The organism is Paracoccus litorisediminis (assembly GCF_009711205.1).
GTDB lineage: Bacteria > Pseudomonadota > Alphaproteobacteria > Rhodobacterales > Rhodobacteraceae > Paracoccus > Paracoccus litorisediminis.
This window is the reverse complement of sequence record NZ_WMIG01000019.1, coordinates 21,017-41,397: the sequence shown is the minus strand read 5'-3', so window position 1 is coordinate 41,397 and position 20,381 is coordinate 21,017. Positions and strand designations below refer to the sequence as shown.

Sequence of the window (20,381 nt, the reverse complement as noted above, 5' to 3'; positions counted from 1 at the left end):
ATCAGAAAAGCTCCCTTCGGATCAGCGCATAGCCTGTGCGGGTTTCGGCCATCGCCGCAAAGCGCCGCAGCCAGCGGCTGAGCGGCCCGGCCATGAGGGCCAGTTCCTCGGTCAGGTCCAATTCGGCATCGTCCAGCGCATTGCGTAGCGCCTGCACGACCGAAGTGTCGCCCGAGATCTCCAATTCGCCCGAAAAGAACAGCGCATCCCCGTCCTCCGAGCCATGCAGCATCGCCAGAAACGCCGCCAGCTCACCGCGAATGGCGGCGTAATGCTCAGGCTCGGCTCCATCGCGCGCATGGGCGGTGATGCGGCGCGTTGACGGCTGCATCAGCAGGATCAGCGGGCCGTCCCCGACGTCGATCAGAATGAGCGCGCTTTCATAGCGGCCAAGGCGGGACAGGATCGAGGGCTTGCGGCCCGCGATCCGGCGCAGAAACGCGCTGAAGCTCAGGCCGATCAACGATGCCGCCGGGGCCGGCAGCGGCAGGCGGAGAAGAAGCGGGGGCAGGGGGCGTGTCGTCATCATGCCAAGACGCTAGCGCGCAAAAACCGCCCACCCATTGATCTTGGTCAAGAGCGCCTTGGTTTTTGTGGCTTAGACCTTGGGCAAGAATTCCGACGGAGCCGCAGATGCGTCACCTTCCCTCCTTCCCGGATCTGCGGGATTTTATTGCCTTTCTTGAAGCGCGGGTCTCAGATCCGGTTTTGTTGCGGCACGAAATGACGGCCGTGCAGCTTGCGGCCTTGCGCGCCGGCGGGTCGGCCTTGCGCTTCGACGCGCATGACGGCCCGAGCATGCCGGTCGTGACCAATCTGTTCGGCACGCGTGAGCGGGTCGCGGCAGGGCTGGGGCTGACGCTCGACCAAATTCCCGCATTCGGCGATTTTCTGGCCAGCCTGCGTAGCCGGCAATCGCCCGAAGGGATGCGCGACGCCCTCTCGCGCTGGCCGATGCTGCGCGCGGCCTTGGCCGCCCGACCCAAATTGTTGCGGCACGGGCCGGTGCAGGAACAGGTCATGCCGGGATTGGACGCATTGCCCGTGCAAACACCTTGGCCCGAGGATGCCGGGCCGCTGATCACTTGGCCGGTGGTGGTGACGCGCCCGCATGACAGCAAGGACGGCGAACTGGCGCGCTACTATCTGGGCGTCTACTGCGCGCAGGTTCTGGGCCCGGATCGGCTCATCAGGCGCTGGCTCGCGCATCGCGGCGGGGCGGCGCATCACCGCACTTGGCAGCGTGCAGGCGAGGCGATGCCCGTCGCCATTGCGCTTAGGGCCGATCCCGCGCTTTTGCTGGGAGCCGCGCTGCCTTTGCCGGAAGCCGTCTCGGAGCTGGGCTTTTCCGGGGTCTTGCGCGGTCAGCGCACCGATCTCGTTCAGGCGCGCTCGGTGCCCCTGCTGGTTCCAGCCCGCGCCGAGATCGTCATCGAGGGCTGGAGCCATCCCGATGAGACCGCCCCTGAAGGCCCGTTCGGGGACCATACCGGCTGTTACAACGCGGTCGAATACTTCCCGGTGATGCGGGTCTCGGCGATCACCAGCCGACGTGATCCGCTTTACCTGACGACCGTGAGGGGACGCCCGCCCGATAAGCCTTCGGTCATTGGCGAGGTCTTCAACACCTTGGCCCTGCCGGTGATCCGCATCCAGATCCCCGAGGTGCAAGACCTGTGGCTGCCCGCCGCCGCTTGCTCCTATCGCATGGCGGTGGTCAGGATCGACAAGCGCTTTCCTGGTCAGGCGCGGCGCGTGATGATGGCGCTGTGGGGGATGCTGCCGCAATTCTCCAATACCAAGATGATCGTCGTGGTGGATGACGATCTGGACATCCGCAATTGGGACGACATCGCATGGGCCTTGGCGACCCGGATGGACCCCGCTCGCGATGTGATGGTGCTGGACCGCACGCCGATTGATTATTTGGACTTCGCCTCTCCGCTCGAAGGGCTAGCGGGCAAGATCGGCGTGGATGCCACGACCAAGATCGGCTCGGAAACCAGCCGGGAATGGGGCCGCGAGATGCGCCTTGACCCGGCCCATGCCGCCCGCGCCGAGGCGCTTCTGGCTAGGATCGCGGCATGAGGGTGGTTTTAGGTGTCTCCGGTGCCTCCGGGGCGGTTCTGGCGCTGGATTGTGCCCGCGCCTTGGCCCGCGCAGGGGCGGAGATCGATCTGGTCCTTTCCGCCATGGCCGAACGCACATTGGCCGAGGAGGTCAGGCCGGACGCACTTGGCCAGTTGCAGGCCACAGCGACGCGGGTGCATCCGCGCGGTGATCTGGGGGCGGCGATCGCCTCGGGTTCTTGCCCGGTCGCGGGCATGATCGTCGCGCCCTACTCGATGCGAAGCCTTGCCGCAATCGCGCATGGCTTTGACGACAGTCTGCTGACGCGGGCGGTGATCCTGCCGCCCGTTCCCGCCTTTTACCTGCGTCCGGCAAGCCTTGCCGACGTGACGACCCAGATCGCGGCGCGGGCCGTCTATCATTTGCATCTGGCCCCGTCGCAGGCGCGGGCATGGACCCCTGAACCAGCCGGAGAAAACCCATGAGCGATACTCTTCTTGCCGCTGAAACCACCGTGCGCGACATCGCGGCCAAGCTGCCGGGCGCGGCCGAAATTTTTCGCAATTCCGAGATCAGCTTCTGCTGCGGCGGCGATTTGAGCCTGAAACAGGCCGCCGAAAAGGCCGGGCTGGACCTGGCCGCGCTGACCTCTCGCCTGCAGGATCTGATCGACCGCGCCGGGCGCTCCGCGCCGCAAGAGACGCCCGACTTGATCCGGCATATTCTGGACCGCTATCACGCCGCCCATCGCGAGGAACTGGATTTCCTGATCCAATTGGCCAATCGGGTCGAGACCGTTCACGGCGACCAGGAAGAGGCGCCGCTAGGTCTGACCGAGACGATGATCGCGCTCCGCGACGAGCTTGAGAACCATATGAACATGGAAGAGCAGATCCTGTTCCCCGCGATCCTGAACGGCGCGGGCGCGCATCTGGCCGAGCCGATCCGCATCATGAACGAGGATCATGCCGACGCCACCGCCCTGTTGCACCGGATCGAACATCTGACCAACGGGCTTAGCCTGCCCATCGGAGCCTGCGGCTCTTGGACGGCGCTTTACACCGGCCTGCACAAACTCTGCGATGATGTCGTCGCCCATATCGCGCTGGAGGAAACCGTCCTGTTCCCGCGCGCCGTGGCCGTCTGAGGGAAAATCACTCACCCGACCCTTTTTCGGGGGTCGGGTTCCGGCCCGGCGTTGCGAAGCGAGATCGCTTCAGAACTTCGCCTTTTTCATTGACGATCAGCCTCAGCGCGTTGCGGGCGTGATAGAAGGTCAGCCGATAGGTTCCGGCGTCCTTGTCCTTACCGGTCTCGCAACGGCTGGTGATCTGGCCGTTTCGCATCATCTCCGGCACGGATGCCGGTTCGACGCCCAAGGCCACGCCCAGCAGGTCTGCCGGGACGACGAAGTTGCCACCCTCCATCACGATCTGATTGCGGTCCATTGCGGCTGGCCTTTGTATTTTGGTGTTTCACAAAGTCAGATCATCTCGATCGGCCGGATTTCAAGCCGGCTGCGACCTTTGGTCATCCGCAGATCGCATGTCAGATTTCCGACACCTGTTTGCGCCAGCACAAAGATAAAGACACCAGATATTGTATCCATGTTTCCGGATAACCCCATTATTGGTAGCAATTGGATAGCAATATGACCGCGACCACCAGCGCGCAGGATTTCAGGCTCTTTCCCCGAGATCGAAAAACCGCACTTGTCGATGCCATTGCCACGATCAGCGAATATCTGGAGCAAACCGATTGGCGCGTAAATGCGAATGCCAATCAGGGCTACTCTCTGGGCGGGCTGATCCTGAACAGCTCGGGCAAGATGGTGGCGAATTACTGGCTGTCGCAGGTCTATCCGCCCGAGATTGGCGCGGCGCATCGCAATGGCGATATGCATATCCATGATCTGGACGTTCTGGCCGGATATTGCGCCGGATGGTCGCTGCGGACGCTCTTGACCGAGGGGCTGAACGGCGTTCCCGGCAAGGTCGAGGCCGGTCCTCCGAAACACATGTCCAGCGCCGTCGGGCAGATCGTGAACTTCCTTGGCACGCTGCAAAACGAATGGGCCGGGGCGCAGGCCTTCAGTTCCTTCGACACTTATATGGCACCCTATATCCGGCTGGATGCACTGAGTTACGATCAGGTGCGCCAGAATATGCAGGAACTGATCTACAATCTGAATGTGCCCTCGCGCTGGGGCACGCAGACGCCCTTCACCAACCTGACTTTCGACTGGATCTGCCCCGAGGATCTGCGCGACCAACACCCGGTCATCGGCGGGTGCGAGGTCGATTTCACCTATGGCGAGTTGCAGTCCGAGATGGACATGATCAATCGCGCCTATATGGAGATCATGTCCGAAGGCGACGCGAAGGGCCGCGTTTTCACCTTTCCGATCCCGACTTATAACATCACCAAGGATTTCCCTTGGGGCTCTGAAAATGCCGAGCGGCTCTTCGCGCTGACCGCGAAATACGGGCTGCCCTATTTCCAGAATTTCATCAATTCCGAGCTTGAGCCGCATATGGTGCGCTCGATGTGCTGCCGTTTGCAGCTTGATCTGGGCGAGTTGCTCAAGCGCGGCAACGGCCTTTTCGGCAGCGCCGAGCAAACCGGGTCTCTGGGGGTGGTCACGATCAACTGCGCGCGGCTGGGCTATCTGCATGCCGGGGATGAGGCTGGCCTGTTCGCGCGGCTCGATGAGCTGCTGCAACTGGGTCGCGACAGTCTGGAGATCAAGCGGGCCGAGGTCCAGAAGCTGATCGACGGCGGCCTGCTGCCTTACACCAAGCGCTATCTTGGAACGCTGCGGAACCATTTCTCGACGCTGGGCGTGAATGGGATCAATGAGATGATCCGCAATTTCACCTCCGATCGCCATGACATCACCACGGCTTGGGGCCATGATTTCGCGCTGAGGCTGCTGGATCATGTCCGCGCGCGGATGGTCGAGTTTCAAGAGGAAACCGGCCATCTTTACAATCTGGAAGCCACGCCCGCCGAGGGCACAACCTATCGTTTCGCCCGCGAGGATATGAAACGCTTTCCGGGCATCCTACAGGCCGGCAGCAAGGCCGAGCCGTATTACACCAATTCCAGCCAATTGCCGGTCGGTTTCACCGATGACCCGTTCGAGGCGCTGGCGCGGCAGGATCAGCTTCAGTGCAAATATACCGGGGGGACGGTGCTGCATCTTTACATGGGGACGCGCCTGTCCTCGCCCGATGCCTGCCGCAAGCTGGTGCGGCGGGCTTTGACCCGCTTCCGGCTGCCCTATGTCACGGTGACGCCGACATTCTCGATCTGTCCCAAGCATGGCTATCTCGAGGGCGAGCACGAGTTCTGCCCGAAATGCGATGCCGAAATCCTTGCCCGCAAGGGCACTCAACCCGCCTGAAGGAGGCCATGATGATCCACGACAAGAACCTGACAGATGCCAGTCTGGCCCTGCGCGATGACGAGCGCCAGCGTTGCGAGGTCTGGACGCGGGTGATGGGCTATCACCGCCCCGCCTCGTCTTTCAATATTGGCAAAAAGGGCGAGTTCCACGAGCGGCTGCATTTCGAGGAAACCCGTGCCGCGCTTTGACAGCAACCCGCATATCCGGGTCGGCGGCTTTGCGCCGGTCTCGTTCACCGATCGGCCGGATCAGATCGTGGCGACGGTGTTTTGTCAGGGTTGCCCTTGGGATTGTGGCTATTGTCATAATCCCGACTTGATACCCCGCGACGGGGGCATCGCATATGACTGGCAGGCGATCCTGCGCTTTCTGGAAACGCGGCGGGGATTGCTTGATGGGGTCGTCTTTTCCGGCGGCGAGCCGCTTTTGCAGCGCGGATTGCCCTGCGCCATGCGCGAGGTCCGCGCCTTGGGTTACCACGTGGGACTTCATACGGGCGGGGCCTATCCCGCCCGCATGGCCGAGGTGCTGCCGCTGCTGGATTGGGTCGGCTTCGACATCAAGGCGGGCGCGCAGGATTACGCCCGTGTGACCGGCGTTCCCGGCAGCGCCATCCGCGCCCATGAAAGCCTGCGGTTGCTGCGGGAAAGCGGCGTCGCATTTGAAACCCGTACGACACTCGATCCGCAGGTTTTCGACGATGCGGCAATGACGCGGTTGCGGGCGGATCTGACGCGGCTTGGCTTGGACGGCCACCGCCTTCAAGCCTATCGTAACATAGGCATACGCCCGACGGGCTGATCGTCTTTGGGTCAGGCTGCCTCATCCAGCAGACGGCGAACCCATCGCCCCGCCGCCCATGCCGCGGGGATCCCCAGCGGCAGCGCGGCCAGAACGGCCGTCACGGGCGAAATCGCAGACAGGCCAATGCTTTGCAGCAGCAGGCCCAGCAGGAACAGGTTGATCGCGACCGCCCCTGCCGCAAAGACGTAAAGCAGCAATGCAAGTTTCCAGACGAGCCAGCCTTCGGTCATTTTCGCCTCCTTGCCGATGAAAACATGCATCGCATCAGATTCTTTTTTCGTCCTTGACCGATGTTAAGGCGAGAACGGTTCACGAAGGCATGATCGGGGCATCGGCAACAGCTTCGAAAGGCGCTCGCCATGCGCGAAGTTCTGACAAAGAGCATGGCCCGGAACATTTTCTATGGCGGGTCTTTGTTCTTCATCCTCATCTTCATCGGCCTGTTCGCACATGGGCATTGGTATGTCGTCAACGTCTCGACCGATCAGGCCGGTCTGACCGACAGCGTCGTGCGTGGCAAGCATGTCTGGGAGGCCAAGTCCTGCGTGAACTGCCACTCGATCCTAGGCGAAGGGGCCTATTTCGCCCCCGAGCTTGGCAATGTGATGACCCGCTGGGGCATGCAGGACGATCCCGACGCGGCCTTTGACACGCTCAAGGGCTGGATGGAGGCCCAGCCCACCGGCATCGAGGGCCGCCGCCAGATGCCGCAATTCCATCTGAGCGACGAAGACATGCGGGCGCTGAGCGATTTCCTGCTGTGGACCGATCGGATCGACACGCAGAACTGGCCGCCGAATGACGCGGGCTGATCAGCGGGGTTAGGAGAAAATCATGAAATATCAATCTCAAAGAATTGCGCTGGCCTATATCTATGTGGCTTTGGCCCTGTTCGCGGTGCAGGTCACGATGGGGCTGGTCATCGGCTATATCTATGTCCAGCCGAATTTCCTCTCGGAAATCCTGCCCTTCTCGGTCGGGCGGATGCTGCATACCAACTCGCTGATCGTCTGGCTGCTGACCGGCTTTTTCGGCGCCGCCTATTTCCTGATCCCCGAAGAGGCCGAACGCGAGATCCACTCGGTCAAGGCGGCCTATCTGCAACTCGCCATCCTCGTCCTTGGCACGGCGGGGGTCGTCGTGACCTATCTGTTCAACCTGTTCGAGGGCAATTACCTGCTGGGCCGTCAGGGCCGCGAATTCCTTGAGCAACCCACATGGGTCAAGATCGGCATCGTCGTCGCGGCGCTGATCTTCCTGTGGAATGTGACGCTGACCGTCGCCAAGGGGCGCAAGACGGTGATCTCGTCGATCCTGCTGATGGGGCTTTGGGGGCTGGCACTGTTGTTCCTGTTCTCGTTCTACAACCCCGAGAACCTTGCGCTCGATAAGCAATATTGGTGGAACGTCGTCCATCTTTGGGTCGAAGGCGTGTGGGAGCTGATCATGGCCTCGATCCTTGGCTTCCTGATGCTGAAGCTGACCGGGGTTGATCGGGAAGTCGTCGAGAAATGGCTTTACGTCATCGTCGCCACGGCGCTTTTCTCGGGGATCCTTGGCACTGGACACCATTACTACTGGATCGGCCTGCCCGGCTATTGGCAATGGATCGGATCGATCTTTTCAAGCTTCGAGATCGTGCCCTTCTTCGCGATGATGGCCTTTGCCTTCGTCATGGTCTGGAAGGGGCGGCGCGACCACCCGAACAAGGCCGCGCTGCTGTGGTCGCTGGGCTGCTCGGTTCTGGCCTTTTTCGGCGCGGGCGTCTGGGGCTTCCTGCATACGTTGCATGGGGTGAACTACTATACCCACGGCACGCAGGTCACCGCCGCGCATGGCCACCTGGCCTTCTATGGCGCCTATGTCTGTCTCAACCTTGCGCTGTTCACCTATGCCCTGCCGATGCTTCGCAAGCGCGATCCCTATAATCAGGTGCTGAACATGGCTGCCTTCTGGCTGATGTCGGGGGGCATGCTGTTCATGACTTTCGTGCTGACCTTCGCCGGCACGATCCAGACCCATCTGCAACGCGTCCTTGGCCAATATTACATGGAGGTGCAGGACCAGATCGTGCTGTTCTACTGGATGCGCTTCGGTGCAGGCGCAGCGGTCGTGATCGGCGCCTATCTTCTGATCTACGCCATGCTTTTCCCGCGCCGCGAGGTCATCGAACCCGGCCCCGTCATCCAACATGCAGCGGAGTAATGCCATGGACGGACGGTTCCCAACGCAGGGGGCGCAAGCCCCCTACTATCTGGCACAAGGCGATGAATGCCAGGTCTTTGCGGCGGCCTATCACGCCAACCTGCCCTTGCTGCTGAAAGGACCGACCGGCTGCGGCAAGACCCGTTTCGTGGCGCATATGGCGGCCCGGCTTAACCGCCCGCTTTACACCGTGGCCTGCCATGACGATCTGTCAGCCGCGGATCTGATCGGGCGTTACCTTTTGAAAGGCGGCGAGACGGTCTGGATGGACGGGCCGCTGACCCGCGCCGTGCGCGAGGGCGCGATCTGCTATCTCGATGAGGTGGTCGAGGCCCGCAAGGACGTGGCCGTGGTTCTGCACCCGCTGACCGATGATCGCCGCATGTTGCCGATCGACCGCACCGGCGAGGAATTGCAGGCCGCCCCCGGCTTCATGCTGGTCGCGAGCTATAACCCCGGCTATCAGAACATCCTGAAAACGCTGAAACCCTCGACCCGGCAGCGTTTCCTGTCGGTCGAGTTCACCTTTCCCAAGCCCGCGCAGGAAATCCCGGTGGTCGCGCAGGAAAGCGGCCTTGGGCCGGAACAAGCCGCGCTGCTGGTGCGGCTGGGGGGCAAGCTGCGCGCGCTCAAGGGGCAGGATCTGGAAGAGGGGGTCTCGACCCGCCTTGTGGTCTATGCCGCGACGCTGATCGCGAATGGCATGGATTTCCACCGCGCCATCCGCGCCGCGATGATCGAGCCGCTGACCGACGACCCGGAAATCCGTAAGGGCCTGATGGATGTCGTCGTCGCGGTGACGGGCTAGGGCAGGGAACAAGCATGGGCCATATCGAGATCGCCCCTTGGGAGCCCGAGGAAACCGTTGGCAAGCTGTGGCACATGCTTGCCTCGCGCATGGACCCGCCGCGCCGCTATCCCGATGCCGCCATTCGCTGCGACGAGATGCGGGGCCGGATCGCGGTGCTGTTTCGCGGCCTTGGCGGTGCGCCCGATATCGAGCTGAAACCCGTGGCGGATGAGGCCGGTCGCCATCGCGTCTCGTGGCGCAGGAGGCTTGCCGTTCACGCCGACACCCTGCCGTGCGCCAGTTTCGACGGCATGGCCCTGCGCCTGCCCGCCGAGCTGGCGATGTTTCCCCGGCGCGACGACAATGAGGCGCTTTACCTGTGGCTTGCTGCATCGGCGGCCCATGCGGCGCCGCAGCCAATCGAGGCCGATCCCCTGCGCGCCGATCTGGCCGCGATCCGCGTGGGGCTTGCCATGACCAAAGCGACGCTGGACGCCGCGCCCGGTCTGCGCCCGATGTGGCACAGGCTTTGCGCGGCGCATCTTGCCGAACGCGACCGCCCCCGCCTGAAAGGAACCGAGGCCCAAATCGAGCGGCTTGTGCGTCACCTGCTTGACGATCCCGCGATGCCCAATGCGGGGCTGCTGGCGGGCTTTGCCGATCCGCCCGCCCATTGGCGCGCCCCCAAAGGATACCGGCCCATGCTGCCCGTGCCGCTTTGGCCGGATCTGCGGGTGGCGGCCAGTTCCGCGCCGACCGAGGTGGCCAGCCTTCCCTCGACCGGCACGCCCGAGGAGGCGGGCGACAGCACCGCGCGCAAAGCCCGCCGGATGGCCGCCGATCAGGCCGGGCGCAAGGATAGCATCATCCTTTACAAGTTCGAGGCCATGCTTTCATGGGCTGAGTTCATGAACATCAACCGCCGCGTCGAGGATGACGATCTGGACAATGCCAAGAAAGCCGCCGAGGACCATGACGAACTGGTCCTCGGCCACCTTTCCAAGGCCCCGGCGACCAAGCTGAAACTGCATCTGGACCTTGCGCCCGAGGATGTGGACCGCGAGCGGCTGGCGGGGATCTTTACCTATCCAGAATGGGACGCGCGGGGCGGGGTCTGGCTGCCCGACCATTGCCGCGTTCTAGCCGCGCCGGTCACGCCGGACCCACTGTTTCAGGGCATTTCCGACCCCGCCAGCCGTCGCCGGATCGAGGCCGTGCGCCGCCAGTTCGAGGCATTGCGCCCCGCCCGCCAGATCCGGCGCGCCCAGCCTGATGGGGACGAGGTCGATCTCGACGCCGCACTGCGCTCGCGCGCCGATCTGCGCGCGACCGGGCGCGGCTCGGACCGGATCTGGCAGCAGGCACGACCCGAGAACCGCGACCTTGCGGTCTCGATCCTGCTGGATGTCTCGCGCTCGACGGAAAGCGCGGTGACGGGTCGCCCGGTGATCGAGATCGAGCGCGAGGCGCTGACCGCGCTGGCTTGGGGCTTGGATGCCTGTGGCGACCGCTTCGCCATTCAGGGGTTCTCCTCGCTCAAGCGGGACCGGGTCTGGCTGCATGATTGCAAAAGCTTCGACGAGCCGATGGGATCGGGGATCGAGGCGCGCATCCATGCCTTGCAACCCGGTTTCTACACCCGGCTTGGCGCGGCGATCCGCCATGCCTCGGCCGGATTGGCGAAACAGGCGCGTTCGCGGCGCTTGCTGATCGTCATCACCGATGGCAAGCCCAATGATCTGGACCATTACGAGGGCCGCCACGGCATCGAGGACAGCGCCAAGGCCGTGCGCGAGGCGCGTCGCGCGGGCCATTCCGTCTATGGCATCACCATCGACCGCGACGCGCAGGCGTGGTTTCCGCGCATCTTCGGGCAGGGCGGCTTTTCGGTCATCCGCGATCCCGACAGGCTGATCTCGGCCTTGCCCGAGATCTATCGACAGCTGGTGCTGTGATGCGTATCGACGACCTGCCCGGCGAGTTGCTCCTGTGGATTCTGATCGCCTCGGAACTGCTGATCTTTGCCGCCGGGACCACCGCGATGATGGCGATGCGCTTTACCGATGCCTCGGGTTTCGCCTCGGCGCAAGACCTGCTCGACGGAAGGATGGCGGCGCTGAACACCGTGATCCTTGTCACCTCGGGTCTGTTCGCGGCGCGGGCCGAGCGGGACTCGGCGGCAGGTCAGCGCCGCTCTGCCCGGCTGGGCCTTGCGCTGGCGGCGCTTGGCGGGCTGCTTTTCCTGCTGGTCAAGTGGGTTGAATATGCCCGTGAGATCGGCGCGGGCATCGGCATCGAGACCCATCCCTTTTTCACCTTCTACTTCCTGCTGACCGGCTTTCATGCCGCGCATGTTCTGGCGGGTGTGGTCGTGCTTGGCCTTGTCGCGTTGCGGGCGCGGCCCGAGCCGGTTCAGGCGGGCGCGATGTTCTGGCATATGGTCGATCTGGTCTGGGTGTTGATCCTGCCGCCGATCTATCTTCTGGGGTAGGACATGGACAGGCTGACCCGCAACTGGCTGACGCTGATCGCCTTGATCGCCATGACCCTGGCGCTGTCCGCCTTTGACGGAAGGCCGGTCGCGGTCGGATTACTGGCTCTGGCCTTCTTCAAGGCCAGAGCGATCCTTGGCGGCTTCCTGCATCTGCGAGGGGCCGCGGGCTGGCTGGCTGCGGCGACGGTTCCCTTGGGGATCTGGCTCGGGCTGCTTTGGGGGCTGAACGCCGCGCTGATCAGATAGCGCGGCTCAGCGCGCCGACCGCATCGGCATGGGCAATGTCGCGCAAGTTCCTGACCGAGGCGATCGCGGCGCTGGAATGCGTGATCCGCACGCCATGATCGCGCAGGCGGGCAAAGGCGCGGCTGAGGCTTTCTGGCTTCATGCCCAGACGGCCCGCGATCAGGATCTTGTCATAGGGCAGGACCACGGTGGCGCTTTCGACGCCTTCGGGGCAAAGCTCTAGGAGGAACTCGGCCACCCGCTGCGCGCCGGACAGCGCCTTGAGCTGCTCGATCTGCTCGATCAGCCCCTGAAGGTGCAGGAAGGTGGCCGACAGGATCGCGGTCGCGATTTCGGGATGGGCGTGCAGGATGTCCAGAAATGCCTGCGCCGGGATCGCGATCACCTGACAGGCCGTGGTGGCCTCGGCCGTGACGGGATAGGATCCGCGCCGCAGGGCGATCGGCTCGCCGAAGCTTTGGCCGCGGGTCATCACGCCCACCACCGCCTCGGTCCCGTTTGGCGCGATGCGATACAGTTTGACCCAGCCATCGGCGACGATGTGGATCGCATGTGCCGTGTCTCCGTGGTGGAAGATCGTCTCGCCGCGCCGCAGATGCGCGAGATGGGCCGATGCCAGAAGCGTGTCGCGCAACTCCTCGGGCATGGCCGAGATCAGCCGGGACTGGCAGGCAATCCTGCGATGGTCAGGGGCAAGTCTGGAGGACATGAAGGACTGACCTTTCAGGTTTCCGGGTCCGGGCCTGGACCTTGGGTCAAGGCAGGGCGGCGCACATGCCGCCCCTGCCGTTTGCCGGATTGGCGGATCGCTTATTGGACCTGCGCCAATGCGGCATCCATGCGCTCGCGGGCCTTCTTGGGCAGCTTGCCGGTCTTGACGGCTTCCAGATTGGCCGGCGCGTCGCCGACCTGCACCAGCGCGACCATGCCCATGCCGGCATGCGGGGTGCACTTGACCCCATAAAGACCCGGCTCGGTCACCGTCAGGTCATAGCCCTCGTTGATCTTGCTTTTGAAGACCTCGACTCCGTCGGGAAGCATGTCCTTGATCGCCTCGACATTATGGCTTTTGTCGGTTGGAACGAAATGGATCACGTCGCCCGGCGCGGCTTTGACGTAACCCGGCTCAAAGACCATTGCTCCGGCTTTGCCCTTGTTGAGCAGGCGAACCTCATGCTCGGCGGCGTTCGCGGTCGAAGCGAGGCCGGCTGCAAGAAGCGCGAGCGCGAGCGCGAGAAGGGACAGAGGTTTCATGATGTATTCTCCTATTCAGGGGCCGCTTCGGCCCCGCCGCCCCTCGCCTAGCCTGTTCACGCGCGGGCTTGTTTGAGCAAGATCAAACAACCGGGAAAAATAATCAGGTTTCCGGGTCGGCGACGCGACGGAGCCTTTCGACGTCGAGGACCGTCAGCTTCTGGCGGCCCCCCTTGACCAGCCCCTGACCCTCCCATGCCGACATAAGGCGCGAGACGGTGTGCAGGGTCGTGCCCGTCATCTCGGCGATGTCCTGCCGCGTGATCGGAAAGTCGATCATGATGCCGCAGTCCCGTTGGACCCGGCCGGCTTTCTCGGCCAGCCGCAGGATCGCATGGGCGACGCGGCGCTCGACCTGCTGGGTGGACAACTCGCGCAGGCGGGTATGCGCCTCATCAAGGCGCTGACCGATGGTCTGGACTGTATTGATCGCAAGGCGCGGGTTGGTCTCGATCACCGCGTCCCAATCCGACATCGGCCAGCAGACCACGACGGAATCGACCGCCGCGCGGGCCGTGCCGGGATAATCGGGGCGCGCCAATGCCTGCGCGAAGCCGAAAAGGTCACCGGGATGGACGACGCGAACCATCACTTGCTGGCCGTCTTTCGTGACCTGTATGACCTTCAGCCTACCTTCCAGCAGCAGGTAGAACGAGGTCGCCGTGGTCCCCTGCTCGAAGATGACGCTACCCCTTGGCACGCGCGCCAATGTCGCGCGCGTCAGCAGTTGCGCCAGCGTCCGGGATGACAGATGCCGAAACAGGGGCAAGTCGTGGACAAGTGAAAGTTCGATCGCCATGTCGCGCACCCCGCTCTCCGTCTTTCCTTTTTGGGGCAGGAAACTCTTAGGATGGCAAGTCATTCCGTCACCATCCGGCTGCGACAAAATCGGCCTTCAGCTCGCGCCCACCCAACCGCCCCCCAAGCGCGGCCTTTGGACCGCATGCGGGCTGATCCGGCTCGACGCGGCAGGCATCCTGGGGATGGATGTGAGCGCGACAGGCGCTTCGGCGACGAGGTATGGCCCGTGCAACTGACCCGGACAGAGTGCCGCAAGACCCTGCTTCTGAGAATCTCGCTGGCCGGATTGAGCCTTGTTCTGGCCCTGCATGTCGCGGGAATGCCGCAACCGGCCGGGACAGAGGTGGTCGCGGGATTTCGGACCAGTCGCTAAGCTTCAGCACCTGAGGAGGAAACGACCCGAAATGACGAAACGCTAGCGCTATTCTGCAGATTTCAAGGCGAAGGTGGCTCTGGAAGCCATCTGCGAGGAGCTGACGACGGCCGAGTTGGCCAAGAAGTTGAACGGCGAGCGCCATCGGTCCGAGCGAACCGTTCAACGATATCCATCCGACGATGATCTCGGGATGGAAACGCACCGCGATCAAGAATATGGCCGCGGCCTTTGGCGGCGCCTCGCCCGCTGCGCCGCAGATCTCTGCGGGTGAGGTCGAGAAGCTGCATGCCAAGATCGGCCAGCTTGTCATCGAGCGGGATGCTTCGCAGCGCTCTGATGTCTTTTTTCAAGGGTCGCGCCATGCGATTTGGAACGCCGGGGCGTTCGTCGTGCTCTGGACGCCCAAAGGTGGGCACGAGGTCTGAAGACGTCGGTGAACAAGCTCTGATGCGCGGGCTGGATACCGCAGGACCGATTGTGCGTCTCGGGGCTATTCCTGTCTTACAACGGGCGTCAGCGCGAAGCTGGCCACAAAGCGACTGTCGGATACTCCCCTGCCATCGACCTCGCGCCCGCCATTGGGCGCTTTGGGCGCCAGATCAGCGCGCGGGCATGGTGCGGCGCGCGATGTCCCACATGAACGCAGCCATCTCCCGCGCGATTGCCGCGGTGACGACGGTCGATTTCTTGCCGCGCTGGCTAAGCTTGCGATATCTGGCCGTCAGGCGGGATTGCGCTTTCCACGCAATGTCCTGAACCTCTGGCGATTGTTCCTTGAGGATATAGAGCTTCCTCTCGCCCCGTCGCGCCTGCAGACGATAGGTCCACGCGCCCTCGATCAATTTGTGGCGCACACGGGCATTGCCCGCCCGGGTAATGCCGCCGCGCCTTGTCGTCTTGCCGGTCGAGTATTCGCTCGGCACGAGCCCGAGATAGGCCATCAGCTTCACCGGTGTCTCGAACCGCCGCACATCGCCGATTTCGGCCATGAAGGTGACGGCGCTGATCAAGGCGACGCCCCGCAGCGCCTGGAGCGCATTTCCTGCTGGTGCGAGGTTCCATTCTGGCACCAGGGCCTCGATATGCTTGGTCAGTCGCTCCAGCCGCTCCGAGGCATTGCGTTCCGCCTGCAGCATCTCCTGAAGCGCAATCTGGTGCGCAGGGTGATCGAAGGCCAGGGTCTGCAGCCAGCGCCGATATCGCATCGTCCATGGTTTGGTCCGTGGGTAGATCCGCCCGTGGCGCAGCACGAAGGCAGACACGAGCTGGCGCTTGTGACGTTGATCCTCCGCGGCGCTTTCCCGGGCGCGGACCAGATCGCGCATCGCCTCGTGCGTCTCGTCGGGGACCCAAACGGGGGTCAACTCTCCGGCGCGCAGAAGGCGCGCAAGACGCAGGGCATCAAGTCGATCAGTCTTGACCCGCTCCCCAGCCCTGACCGGGATTAAGGACGGCGCGACCACGCAGCAACTGCAGCCGGACGCGCGTATTTGCCGGTAAAGGCCGTAGCCCGTCGGGCCTGCCTCGTAGCAGGCCAAGATATCGCCACTGCCGGCAAGCTTCTTCAGCAGCTTGTCGACGGCGGCAGGGGTATTCTCGAACGTGCCCAGACTCAGCACCTCATCCCCACGCTCTCCACCCGCGATCGCGACCGCAAGCTTGTCCTTCGACACATCAATTCCGACGTAGATCGTTCCATGAGCGTTGCGCATGTCTTCCTCCATCGCAAACGGACGGCACCCGCCGCCCCGCGATCAGAATAAAGACTGATCCGTCAGGGTCGGGCCGGTGAAAAAGACATGCGGTCTTACGCGGCCCCACCGGGGCCACGGTCGCTGCTTCGATGTCGGCAGCCTCCAGTCTCATTCTCGGCACTGGAGGCAAAAAGCGGTGAAACAGGATCATCCAGATCTCAGCGTCCGGCGGCAGTGCAGTCTGCTGTCGCTGGCGCGCTCTGGCCTTTATTGCCAACCGCGCGGTGAAAGCGCCGACAACCTGAAATTCATGGACATCATCGACCGGCAATTTCTCGAGACGCCATGGTATGGGTCACGGCAAATGGCCCGCCATATGCAACGAGCGCGGCATCAATGTGGGCGGCATCGGGCCCGTCGGCTGATGAGGCTGATGCGCGTCGGGAAAACAGTCCCCCGGACTGTTTTCTAAACCTCCTCACCGCCGACTTATCAGGAGCCGAAGACCAGCAAAGAGCACCCCCGCGCACAAGATCTATCCCTATCTCGTGAAAGATTTAGCCATCAGCCGCCCCAATCAGGACTGGTAAACTGACATCAGTTACATCCCCATGCGCCGTGGGTTCCTGTATCTGGTCGCCGTCATGGACTGGCACAGCCGCAAGGTGCTGAGCTGGCGGCTGTCAAATTCCATGGATGCGGGCTTTTGCGTCGAGGCATTGAAGGAGGCCCTGGCCCGATATGGAACGCCTGAGATCTTCAACAGCGACCAGGGTTCGCAATTCACCAGCACCGAATTCACCGAGGTGCTGGTGGACGCCAAGGTGCAGATCTCGATGGACGGTCGTGGGCGCTGGATAGACAACCGGATGATCGAAAGACTGTGGCCGTCGCTCAAATACGAATGCGTCTATCTGAACGCCTTCGAGACCGGCTCGGAAGCCCGCAAGGGGATCGGTGCCTGGATCAGCTATTACAATGAAAAACGCCCGCACTCATCGCATGGGTTGCTGACGCCAGACGAGGCCTATGATACCCCCGACCACCACCTGAAAGCCGCCGCCTGACATGAAACCCATGCTGAAGCTTAGCTGAGCGGCAATCTGGTCCAAATTCCCGGACCACCTCTGTAGAAGCCGCCTATCGCATCAGCCTTAAGTCGCTTGTACGGCGCTACATCGAACTGCCGCGCACGATCTTTCGGATGGTCTGGCGCGAGAGGCTGGTCGTGCGCGCTATCGCCTTGAGCGGAGTGCCCTGTGCTGCCAAGGGTGACCGAAATTTGGTACTTTTATGCGGATAAGATCCGAATAGACCAATTTTATTGGGGTATGATTCGGAAATTGAGTTATGGTATCAGCGATGCTTTTCGGCACGGTGATTTCCGATAAACGCTCCGAGGATTTCTTTCGACGCGAAAAAACGCGCATCAGGGCCGCTTTTCCGTGTGCTAACGCGTCAGCCTCGGGCCGCCACCCTGAGGGGTGGCCGGTAGCGAACGCGGCGTGTTCAATCAGGAACGCGTTGGTATTGAGCCTTCATCCAGAGTCTCAGGCAGTGATGGCTGATATGCAGTAATTGTATGCATGACATCTGCCGCGAACTCGTTGAGCAACTCTACCTCATTGTCCGTAAGTTCGCGGGGGCTGGTATCGAGCAAACAGAGTGCCCCCAGCACCATACCCTCCGATGTACGTAGTGGCGCACCAGCATAGAAGCGCGTCTTCCACAGGCCGATGACTGGATTGTCGGCAAAGCGCGGATCGCGCTGCGCATCGCGGATCACCAGAGTTTCGTCGCTCGACACGACGTGATCACAGACCGCGTCGACGCGTGAATGTGTGATCATCTCGCTGCCCTCCCGGCTTATGTCCCCGGGTAGTTCGATGCTTTGGCCAATGATGAGTTCCTGCTCTGCATCGATTGCTGTAATGACGGCGAATTCGACATCAAACACCTCGGCGGCTCGGGCGGCTAGTGCGTCCAGCTCTTCGCGGGCATGGCCGTCCAGTACCCCGGTCTTGCGAAGTGTCGCGACCCGGTCCACGTCATTTTCCGGGCGAGGCGCAATCTTGCGTTGGCGGGCGACTTCTGGTGACAACAATTGCTCGATCCGCTGCACGGCCTCATCCATTGAGGCGACCACAGCGTCCGCACCCACTCTGGAATAAACCTCGGAATCCGCGAAATTTTTAGGGGGATTCCACAGGGCCAGTACGATCCGAAGACGAGGCCAGCGATGATGCAGCCGTCGGCAGAAGGCACTGGCAGACCGCTCTGGCTCGCGGCTGAAATAGCTCAGACAGACGATCTCGATCCCGCTGAGGTCCAGCTTGTCAAGATAGCGGGCGGTCAGGACGCCCGCTGGGCGCTGGACGGCAAAGATGTCGTGAAATGCAAGTGCATGGACCAGCATCTCGCAAGCAACGTTGTCCGTTTCCCACTTGCCGCCGATGCATGCAACCCGTGGTAGGCCACTCGACAATTCCGGCGCAGGATATTCGTCGCGCAGATCATCGAGTATCACATCCATGCCGCTCACAACGCGAAGCCGATGCTCAGCGCGGGCGTGAGTCAGAAAGTCGTGGCTGGCCTGACGAAGTACCTCGACCCCGTAGAGGTTGTAGAACTCTGGCACCGAATTGTCGTTGATGGCATTACTCGCGATCTCAATGGCTTCCTCGGGATCGTCGGCGATCAGGCGCTGATAAATCCGGGTCGGCACGTCGAGGACCGGGGTCGAGCCGAGAAGTGTGTCTAGAAATTGCAGCTGCGGCAAGTTCCTCCCAATCACCAAAAGACAGACCGTGAGTGGAGTCGACAGAACCAGTCCGACCGGCCCCCAGAGCGCAGTCCAGAAAGTCGCAGCCGCGATTAACGAAAGAGTCGAAAGACCAGTACTGGTTCCATAGAGAACAGGTTCCACAATATTGCTGCTGACAAGTTCAAGGACGACGATCAACGCGACCGTCAGCAAGACCATGTTCCATCCCGGATCGACCGCAAATGCAAGTGTGATGGGAAACAGTGCGGAAAGCATCGGCCCGAGATAGGGAATAAAGCGCATCACCGCGGCGAGGGTGCCCCAGAGGACCCAGCCCGGAACCCCGATCAGCCACAGTCCCAAAGCCATCGGGATTGCGTAGGTCATATTTACGACCAGTTGCATCAGCAGATACTTCGAAATGCGGCTGCTGGCCTCCTCCATCGCATCAGTCGAGCGATGGAGGCTTCCGCCCAGAATGCGTATCAAACGGTCGCGAAGATCTCCCCTGTCAAGAAGCGCCAGGAAGACAAAGATCAGCACGATACCCGCCGTAGCGGCTGGCGTCAGTACCGGCAGCAGCCAAGCAATTGCAGTATGAAAGGGCGATTCTGGTGTTGGAACGACCTGCACGCGGGTCTGGGGCATGCCTTCCTCATTCTGGGCGACGGCCTTCTCCACCTCCTTCTGCACGGTGTCGATCATGTCCATCGCCCCGTCGAAAATGCCCGGACCCTTCATGCTTTCGCCAAGGTGGTCGATCTTGGCCCGGACAGTGCTTTGATACATCGGAAGCTGAACCGCCAGTAGACGAACCTGCGACCCGACAAGAAAGCCCAGCGACAGGAAGATGCTTACCACTGCGGCCATGACGAGAATGACCGAGGGAATGCGCGGCAGTCCCCGACGCCCCAGCCAAACGACCAGAGGGCTTAGCGCAAAGCTGATGAGGAAGGCGACTGCCAGCGGGATAAGCACCTCGCGACCGAGATAGAGGCCCGCAAGTATCAGGGCCGTGACAAGCAACCATGCTGCGACTCGCACGATGTCCGGTCTTGGGACAGCGCCAAACGGATCTTCCATCACTGCGCCCCTCAATGTGCCGCCACACCCCATCCAACGTTCTTTCAGACATTAAGTTCGGAGTGCGGAAATAGCCGTGCGGATCGGCCAACTCGTGACAGGATTTATGGACTACCTAGTCGGGGCTGGAGAACGTCCTTCTGGACTGGGCGGGTATGTTGGTTGATTGATTTCCACGCGCCCGACGTCGGCCTTTGGGACAGATTTGGTTGATGACGGGAGGATTTCTTGCGCATCGTAGCTTTCAAGGAGCGAGGGTTAGTAAGAAGCCCGTTTATCAGAAAGTCGCCGCCGATCGCACGGTGAGAGATGTTCGCCGTGCGTCGCGAAAGGTCCATTCGGCCGAGGAAAAGATCCGAATCGTCCTCGCCGGCTTGCTCAGCGAGGACAG

General features: G+C 62.3%; 21 protein-coding genes and 2 pseudogenes. 15 read left to right on the top strand and 8 right to left on the bottom strand.

Annotated features, from left to right (window positions below; all coding sequences use genetic code 11):
• Window position 1: 1 nt before the first annotated feature.
• Entirely contained in the window at window positions 2–529 is a 528-nt protein-coding gene (ubiT, locus tag GL300_RS21100; protein WP_246195295.1) for a ubiquinone anaerobic biosynthesis accessory factor UbiT, read from the bottom strand.
• Window positions 530–633: 104 nt separating this feature from the next.
• Between ubiT and GL300_RS21095 the strand changes: the two genes are divergently transcribed.
• Genes GL300_RS21095 through ric form a run of 3 tightly spaced genes read left to right on the top strand, consistent with a single transcriptional unit; the run spans window position 634 to window position 3,217 of the window.
• Entirely contained in the window at window positions 634–2,088 is a 1,455-nt protein-coding gene (locus GL300_RS21095) for a UbiD family decarboxylase (RefSeq protein WP_155041671.1), read from the top strand.
• Window positions 2,085–2,555 carry a flavoprotein gene (locus GL300_RS21090; RefSeq protein ID WP_155041670.1) on the top strand — a complete coding sequence of 157 codons (471 nt, stop codon included), beginning with the start codon at window positions 2,085–2,087 and terminating at the stop codon, window positions 2,553–2,555. The genes GL300_RS21095 and GL300_RS21090 overlap by 4 nt, the downstream gene beginning before the upstream one ends.
• Window positions 2,552–3,217, top strand: coding sequence for an iron-sulfur cluster repair di-iron protein (ric, locus tag GL300_RS21085; RefSeq protein ID WP_155041669.1), 666 nt, complete (start codon window positions 2,552–2,554; stop codon window positions 3,215–3,217). The genes GL300_RS21090 and ric overlap by 4 nt, the downstream gene beginning before the upstream one ends.
• Window positions 3,218–3,224: 7 nt before the next feature.
• Here ric and GL300_RS21080 read toward each other — a convergent pair whose 3' ends face one another.
• Entirely contained in the window at window positions 3,225–3,518 is a 294-nt protein-coding gene (locus GL300_RS21080; protein ID WP_155041668.1) for a DUF6522 family protein, read from the bottom strand.
• A gap of 203 nt (window positions 3,519–3,721) precedes the next feature.
• Between GL300_RS21080 and GL300_RS21075 the strand changes: the two genes are divergently transcribed.
• From GL300_RS21075 to GL300_RS21065, 3 genes are read left to right on the top strand one after another with little or no spacing between them, the layout of a single operon-like run.
• Window positions 3,722–5,476: a ribonucleoside triphosphate reductase gene (locus GL300_RS21075; protein ID WP_211595289.1), complete on the top strand. Its 1,755-nt coding sequence runs from the start codon at window positions 3,722–3,724 to the stop codon at window positions 5,474–5,476.
• An 11-nt stretch (window positions 5,477–5,487) separates the two neighbouring features.
• Window positions 5,488–5,667, top strand: coding sequence for an anaerobic ribonucleoside-triphosphate reductase (nrdD, locus tag GL300_RS27175; RefSeq protein ID WP_211595286.1), 180 nt, complete (start codon window positions 5,488–5,490; stop codon window positions 5,665–5,667).
• The gene (locus tag GL300_RS21065; RefSeq protein ID WP_343043151.1) at window positions 5,654–6,280 is read left to right on the top strand and encodes an anaerobic ribonucleoside-triphosphate reductase activating protein; all 627 of its coding nucleotides are present in this window, start codon (window positions 5,654–5,656) and stop codon (window positions 6,278–6,280) included. Before nrdD ends, GL300_RS21065 begins: the two co-directional genes overlap by 14 nt.
• A gap of 11 nt (window positions 6,281–6,291) precedes the next feature.
• On the opposite strand, the gene GL300_RS21060 is transcribed toward GL300_RS21065, so the two are convergent.
• Window positions 6,292–6,513, bottom strand: coding sequence for a hypothetical protein (locus tag GL300_RS21060; protein ID WP_155041665.1), 222 nt, complete (start codon window positions 6,511–6,513; stop codon window positions 6,292–6,294).
• Between the two features lie 129 nt (window positions 6,514–6,642).
• Here GL300_RS21060 and GL300_RS21055 point away from each other — a divergent pair, with 129 nt between their 5' ends.
• The 6 genes from GL300_RS21055 to GL300_RS21030 are packed head-to-tail and all read left to right on the top strand — an operon-like array spanning window position 6,643 to window position 12,018.
• Window positions 6,643–7,095, top strand: coding sequence for a c-type cytochrome (locus tag GL300_RS21055; protein ID WP_155041664.1), 453 nt, complete (start codon window positions 6,643–6,645; stop codon window positions 7,093–7,095).
• A gap of 22 nt (window positions 7,096–7,117) precedes the next feature.
• Window positions 7,118–8,488 carry a cbb3-type cytochrome c oxidase subunit I gene (locus tag GL300_RS21050; RefSeq protein WP_155041663.1) on the top strand — a complete coding sequence of 457 codons (1,371 nt, stop codon included), beginning with the start codon at window positions 7,118–7,120 and terminating at the stop codon, window positions 8,486–8,488.
• A 4-nt stretch (window positions 8,489–8,492) separates the two neighbouring features.
• Window positions 8,493–9,296, top strand: coding sequence for a CbbQ/NirQ/NorQ/GpvN family protein (locus GL300_RS21045; RefSeq protein WP_155041662.1), 804 nt, complete (start codon window positions 8,493–8,495; stop codon window positions 9,294–9,296).
• Window positions 9,297–9,310: 14 nt separating this feature from the next.
• A complete protein-coding gene (locus GL300_RS21040; protein ID WP_155041661.1) occupies window positions 9,311–11,233 on the top strand; it encodes a nitric oxide reductase activation protein NorD in 1,923 nt (640 codons plus the stop codon).
• Complete coding sequence (locus tag GL300_RS21035) at window positions 11,233–11,769, top strand: cytochrome c oxidase subunit 3 (protein WP_155041660.1); 537 nt, start codon at window positions 11,233–11,235, stop codon at window positions 11,767–11,769. The genes GL300_RS21040 and GL300_RS21035 overlap by 1 nt, the downstream gene beginning before the upstream one ends.
• Window positions 11,770–11,772: 3 nt before the next feature.
• Window positions 11,773–12,018 carry a cytochrome C oxidase subunit IV family protein gene (locus GL300_RS21030; RefSeq protein WP_155041659.1) on the top strand — a complete coding sequence of 82 codons (246 nt, stop codon included), beginning with the start codon at window positions 11,773–11,775 and terminating at the stop codon, window positions 12,016–12,018.
• Here GL300_RS21030 and GL300_RS21025 read toward each other — a convergent pair.
• From GL300_RS21025 to GL300_RS21015, 3 genes are all read right to left on the bottom strand, one after another.
• Complete coding sequence (locus GL300_RS21025) at window positions 12,011–12,727, bottom strand: Crp/Fnr family transcriptional regulator (protein ID WP_155041658.1); 717 nt, start codon at window positions 12,725–12,727, stop codon at window positions 12,011–12,013. The genes GL300_RS21030 and GL300_RS21025 overlap by 8 nt on opposite strands.
• A gap of 101 nt (window positions 12,728–12,828) precedes the next feature.
• The gene (locus GL300_RS21020) at window positions 12,829–13,272 is read right to left on the bottom strand and encodes a pseudoazurin (RefSeq protein ID WP_155041657.1); all 444 of its coding nucleotides are present in this window, start codon (window positions 13,270–13,272) and stop codon (window positions 12,829–12,831) included.
• A 103-nt stretch (window positions 13,273–13,375) separates the two neighbouring features.
• Window positions 13,376–14,071: a Crp/Fnr family transcriptional regulator gene (locus tag GL300_RS21015; protein WP_155041656.1), complete on the bottom strand. Its 696-nt coding sequence runs from the start codon at window positions 14,069–14,071 to the stop codon at window positions 13,376–13,378.
• Window positions 14,072–14,299: 228 nt separating this feature from the next.
• Here GL300_RS21015 and GL300_RS21010 point away from each other — a divergent pair, with 228 nt between their 5' ends.
• Together GL300_RS21010 and GL300_RS26855 are read left to right on the top strand one after the other, a co-directional pair.
• Window positions 14,300–14,446 (top strand): hypothetical protein, encoded by a 147-nt coding sequence (locus GL300_RS21010; RefSeq protein ID WP_155041655.1) that lies wholly within the window; start codon window positions 14,300–14,302, stop codon window positions 14,444–14,446.
• A gap of 73 nt (window positions 14,447–14,519) precedes the next feature.
• Window positions 14,520–14,769: pseudogene (locus tag GL300_RS26855) on the top strand (transposase); the annotation flags it as partial.
• Window positions 14,770–15,048: 279 nt separating this feature from the next.
• Here the strand turns inward: GL300_RS26855 and GL300_RS21000 are convergent.
• Entirely contained in the window at window positions 15,049–16,161 is a 1,113-nt protein-coding gene (locus GL300_RS21000) for an IS110 family RNA-guided transposase (RefSeq protein ID WP_155041653.1), read from the bottom strand.
• A gap of 121 nt (window positions 16,162–16,282) precedes the next feature.
• On the opposite strand from GL300_RS21000, the pseudogene GL300_RS26850 reads away from it, so the two are divergent.
• Window positions 16,283–17,210, top strand: a pseudogene (locus GL300_RS26850) (IS3 family transposase); the annotation flags it as partial.
• Window positions 17,211–17,656: 446 nt separating this feature from the next.
• Here the strand turns inward: GL300_RS26850 and GL300_RS20990 are convergent.
• On the bottom strand, window positions 17,657–19,990 hold the full coding sequence (locus tag GL300_RS20990; protein WP_170297760.1) for an AI-2E family transporter: 2,334 nt from the start codon (window positions 19,988–19,990) through the stop codon (window positions 17,657–17,659).
• Window positions 19,991–20,381: the final 391 nt, after the last annotated feature.

Coding starts and splice junctions, on each gene's coding strand:
- ubiT (WP_246195295.1), bottom strand. CDS start 529: ATGATGACGACACGCCCCCTGCCCCCGCTTCTTCTCCGCCTGCCGCTG.
- GL300_RS21095 (WP_155041671.1), top strand. CDS start 634: ATGCGTCACCTTCCCTCCTTCCCGGATCTGCGGGATTTTATTGCCTTT.
- GL300_RS21090 (WP_155041670.1), top strand. CDS start 2,085: ATGAGGGTGGTTTTAGGTGTCTCCGGTGCCTCCGGGGCGGTTCTGGCG.
- ric (WP_155041669.1), top strand. CDS start 2,552: ATGAGCGATACTCTTCTTGCCGCTGAAACCACCGTGCGCGACATCGCG.
- GL300_RS21080 (WP_155041668.1), bottom strand. CDS start 3,518: ATGGACCGCAATCAGATCGTGATGGAGGGTGGCAACTTCGTCGTCCCG.
- GL300_RS21075 (WP_211595289.1), top strand. CDS start 3,722: ATGACCGCGACCACCAGCGCGCAGGATTTCAGGCTCTTTCCCCGAGAT.
- nrdD (WP_211595286.1), top strand. CDS start 5,488: ATGATCCACGACAAGAACCTGACAGATGCCAGTCTGGCCCTGCGCGAT.
- GL300_RS21060 (WP_155041665.1), bottom strand. CDS start 6,513: ATGACCGAAGGCTGGCTCGTCTGGAAACTTGCATTGCTGCTTTACGTC.
- GL300_RS21055 (WP_155041664.1), top strand. CDS start 6,643: ATGCGCGAAGTTCTGACAAAGAGCATGGCCCGGAACATTTTCTATGGC.
- GL300_RS21050 (WP_155041663.1), top strand. CDS start 7,118: ATGAAATATCAATCTCAAAGAATTGCGCTGGCCTATATCTATGTGGCT.
- GL300_RS21045 (WP_155041662.1), top strand. CDS start 8,493: ATGGACGGACGGTTCCCAACGCAGGGGGCGCAAGCCCCCTACTATCTG.
- GL300_RS21040 (WP_155041661.1), top strand. CDS start 9,311: ATGGGCCATATCGAGATCGCCCCTTGGGAGCCCGAGGAAACCGTTGGC.
- GL300_RS21035 (WP_155041660.1), top strand. CDS start 11,233: ATGCGTATCGACGACCTGCCCGGCGAGTTGCTCCTGTGGATTCTGATC.
- GL300_RS21030 (WP_155041659.1), top strand. CDS start 11,773: ATGGACAGGCTGACCCGCAACTGGCTGACGCTGATCGCCTTGATCGCC.
- GL300_RS21025 (WP_155041658.1), bottom strand. CDS start 12,727: ATGTCCTCCAGACTTGCCCCTGACCATCGCAGGATTGCCTGCCAGTCC.
- GL300_RS21020 (WP_155041657.1), bottom strand. CDS start 13,272: ATGAAACCTCTGTCCCTTCTCGCGCTCGCGCTCGCGCTTCTTGCAGCC.
- GL300_RS21015 (WP_155041656.1), bottom strand. CDS start 14,071: ATGGCGATCGAACTTTCACTTGTCCACGACTTGCCCCTGTTTCGGCAT.
- GL300_RS21000 (WP_155041653.1), bottom strand. CDS start 16,161: ATGCGCAACGCTCATGGAACGATCTACGTCGGAATTGATGTGTCGAAG.
- GL300_RS20990 (WP_170297760.1), bottom strand. CDS start 19,990: ATGGAAGATCCGTTTGGCGCTGTCCCAAGACCGGACATCGTGCGAGTC.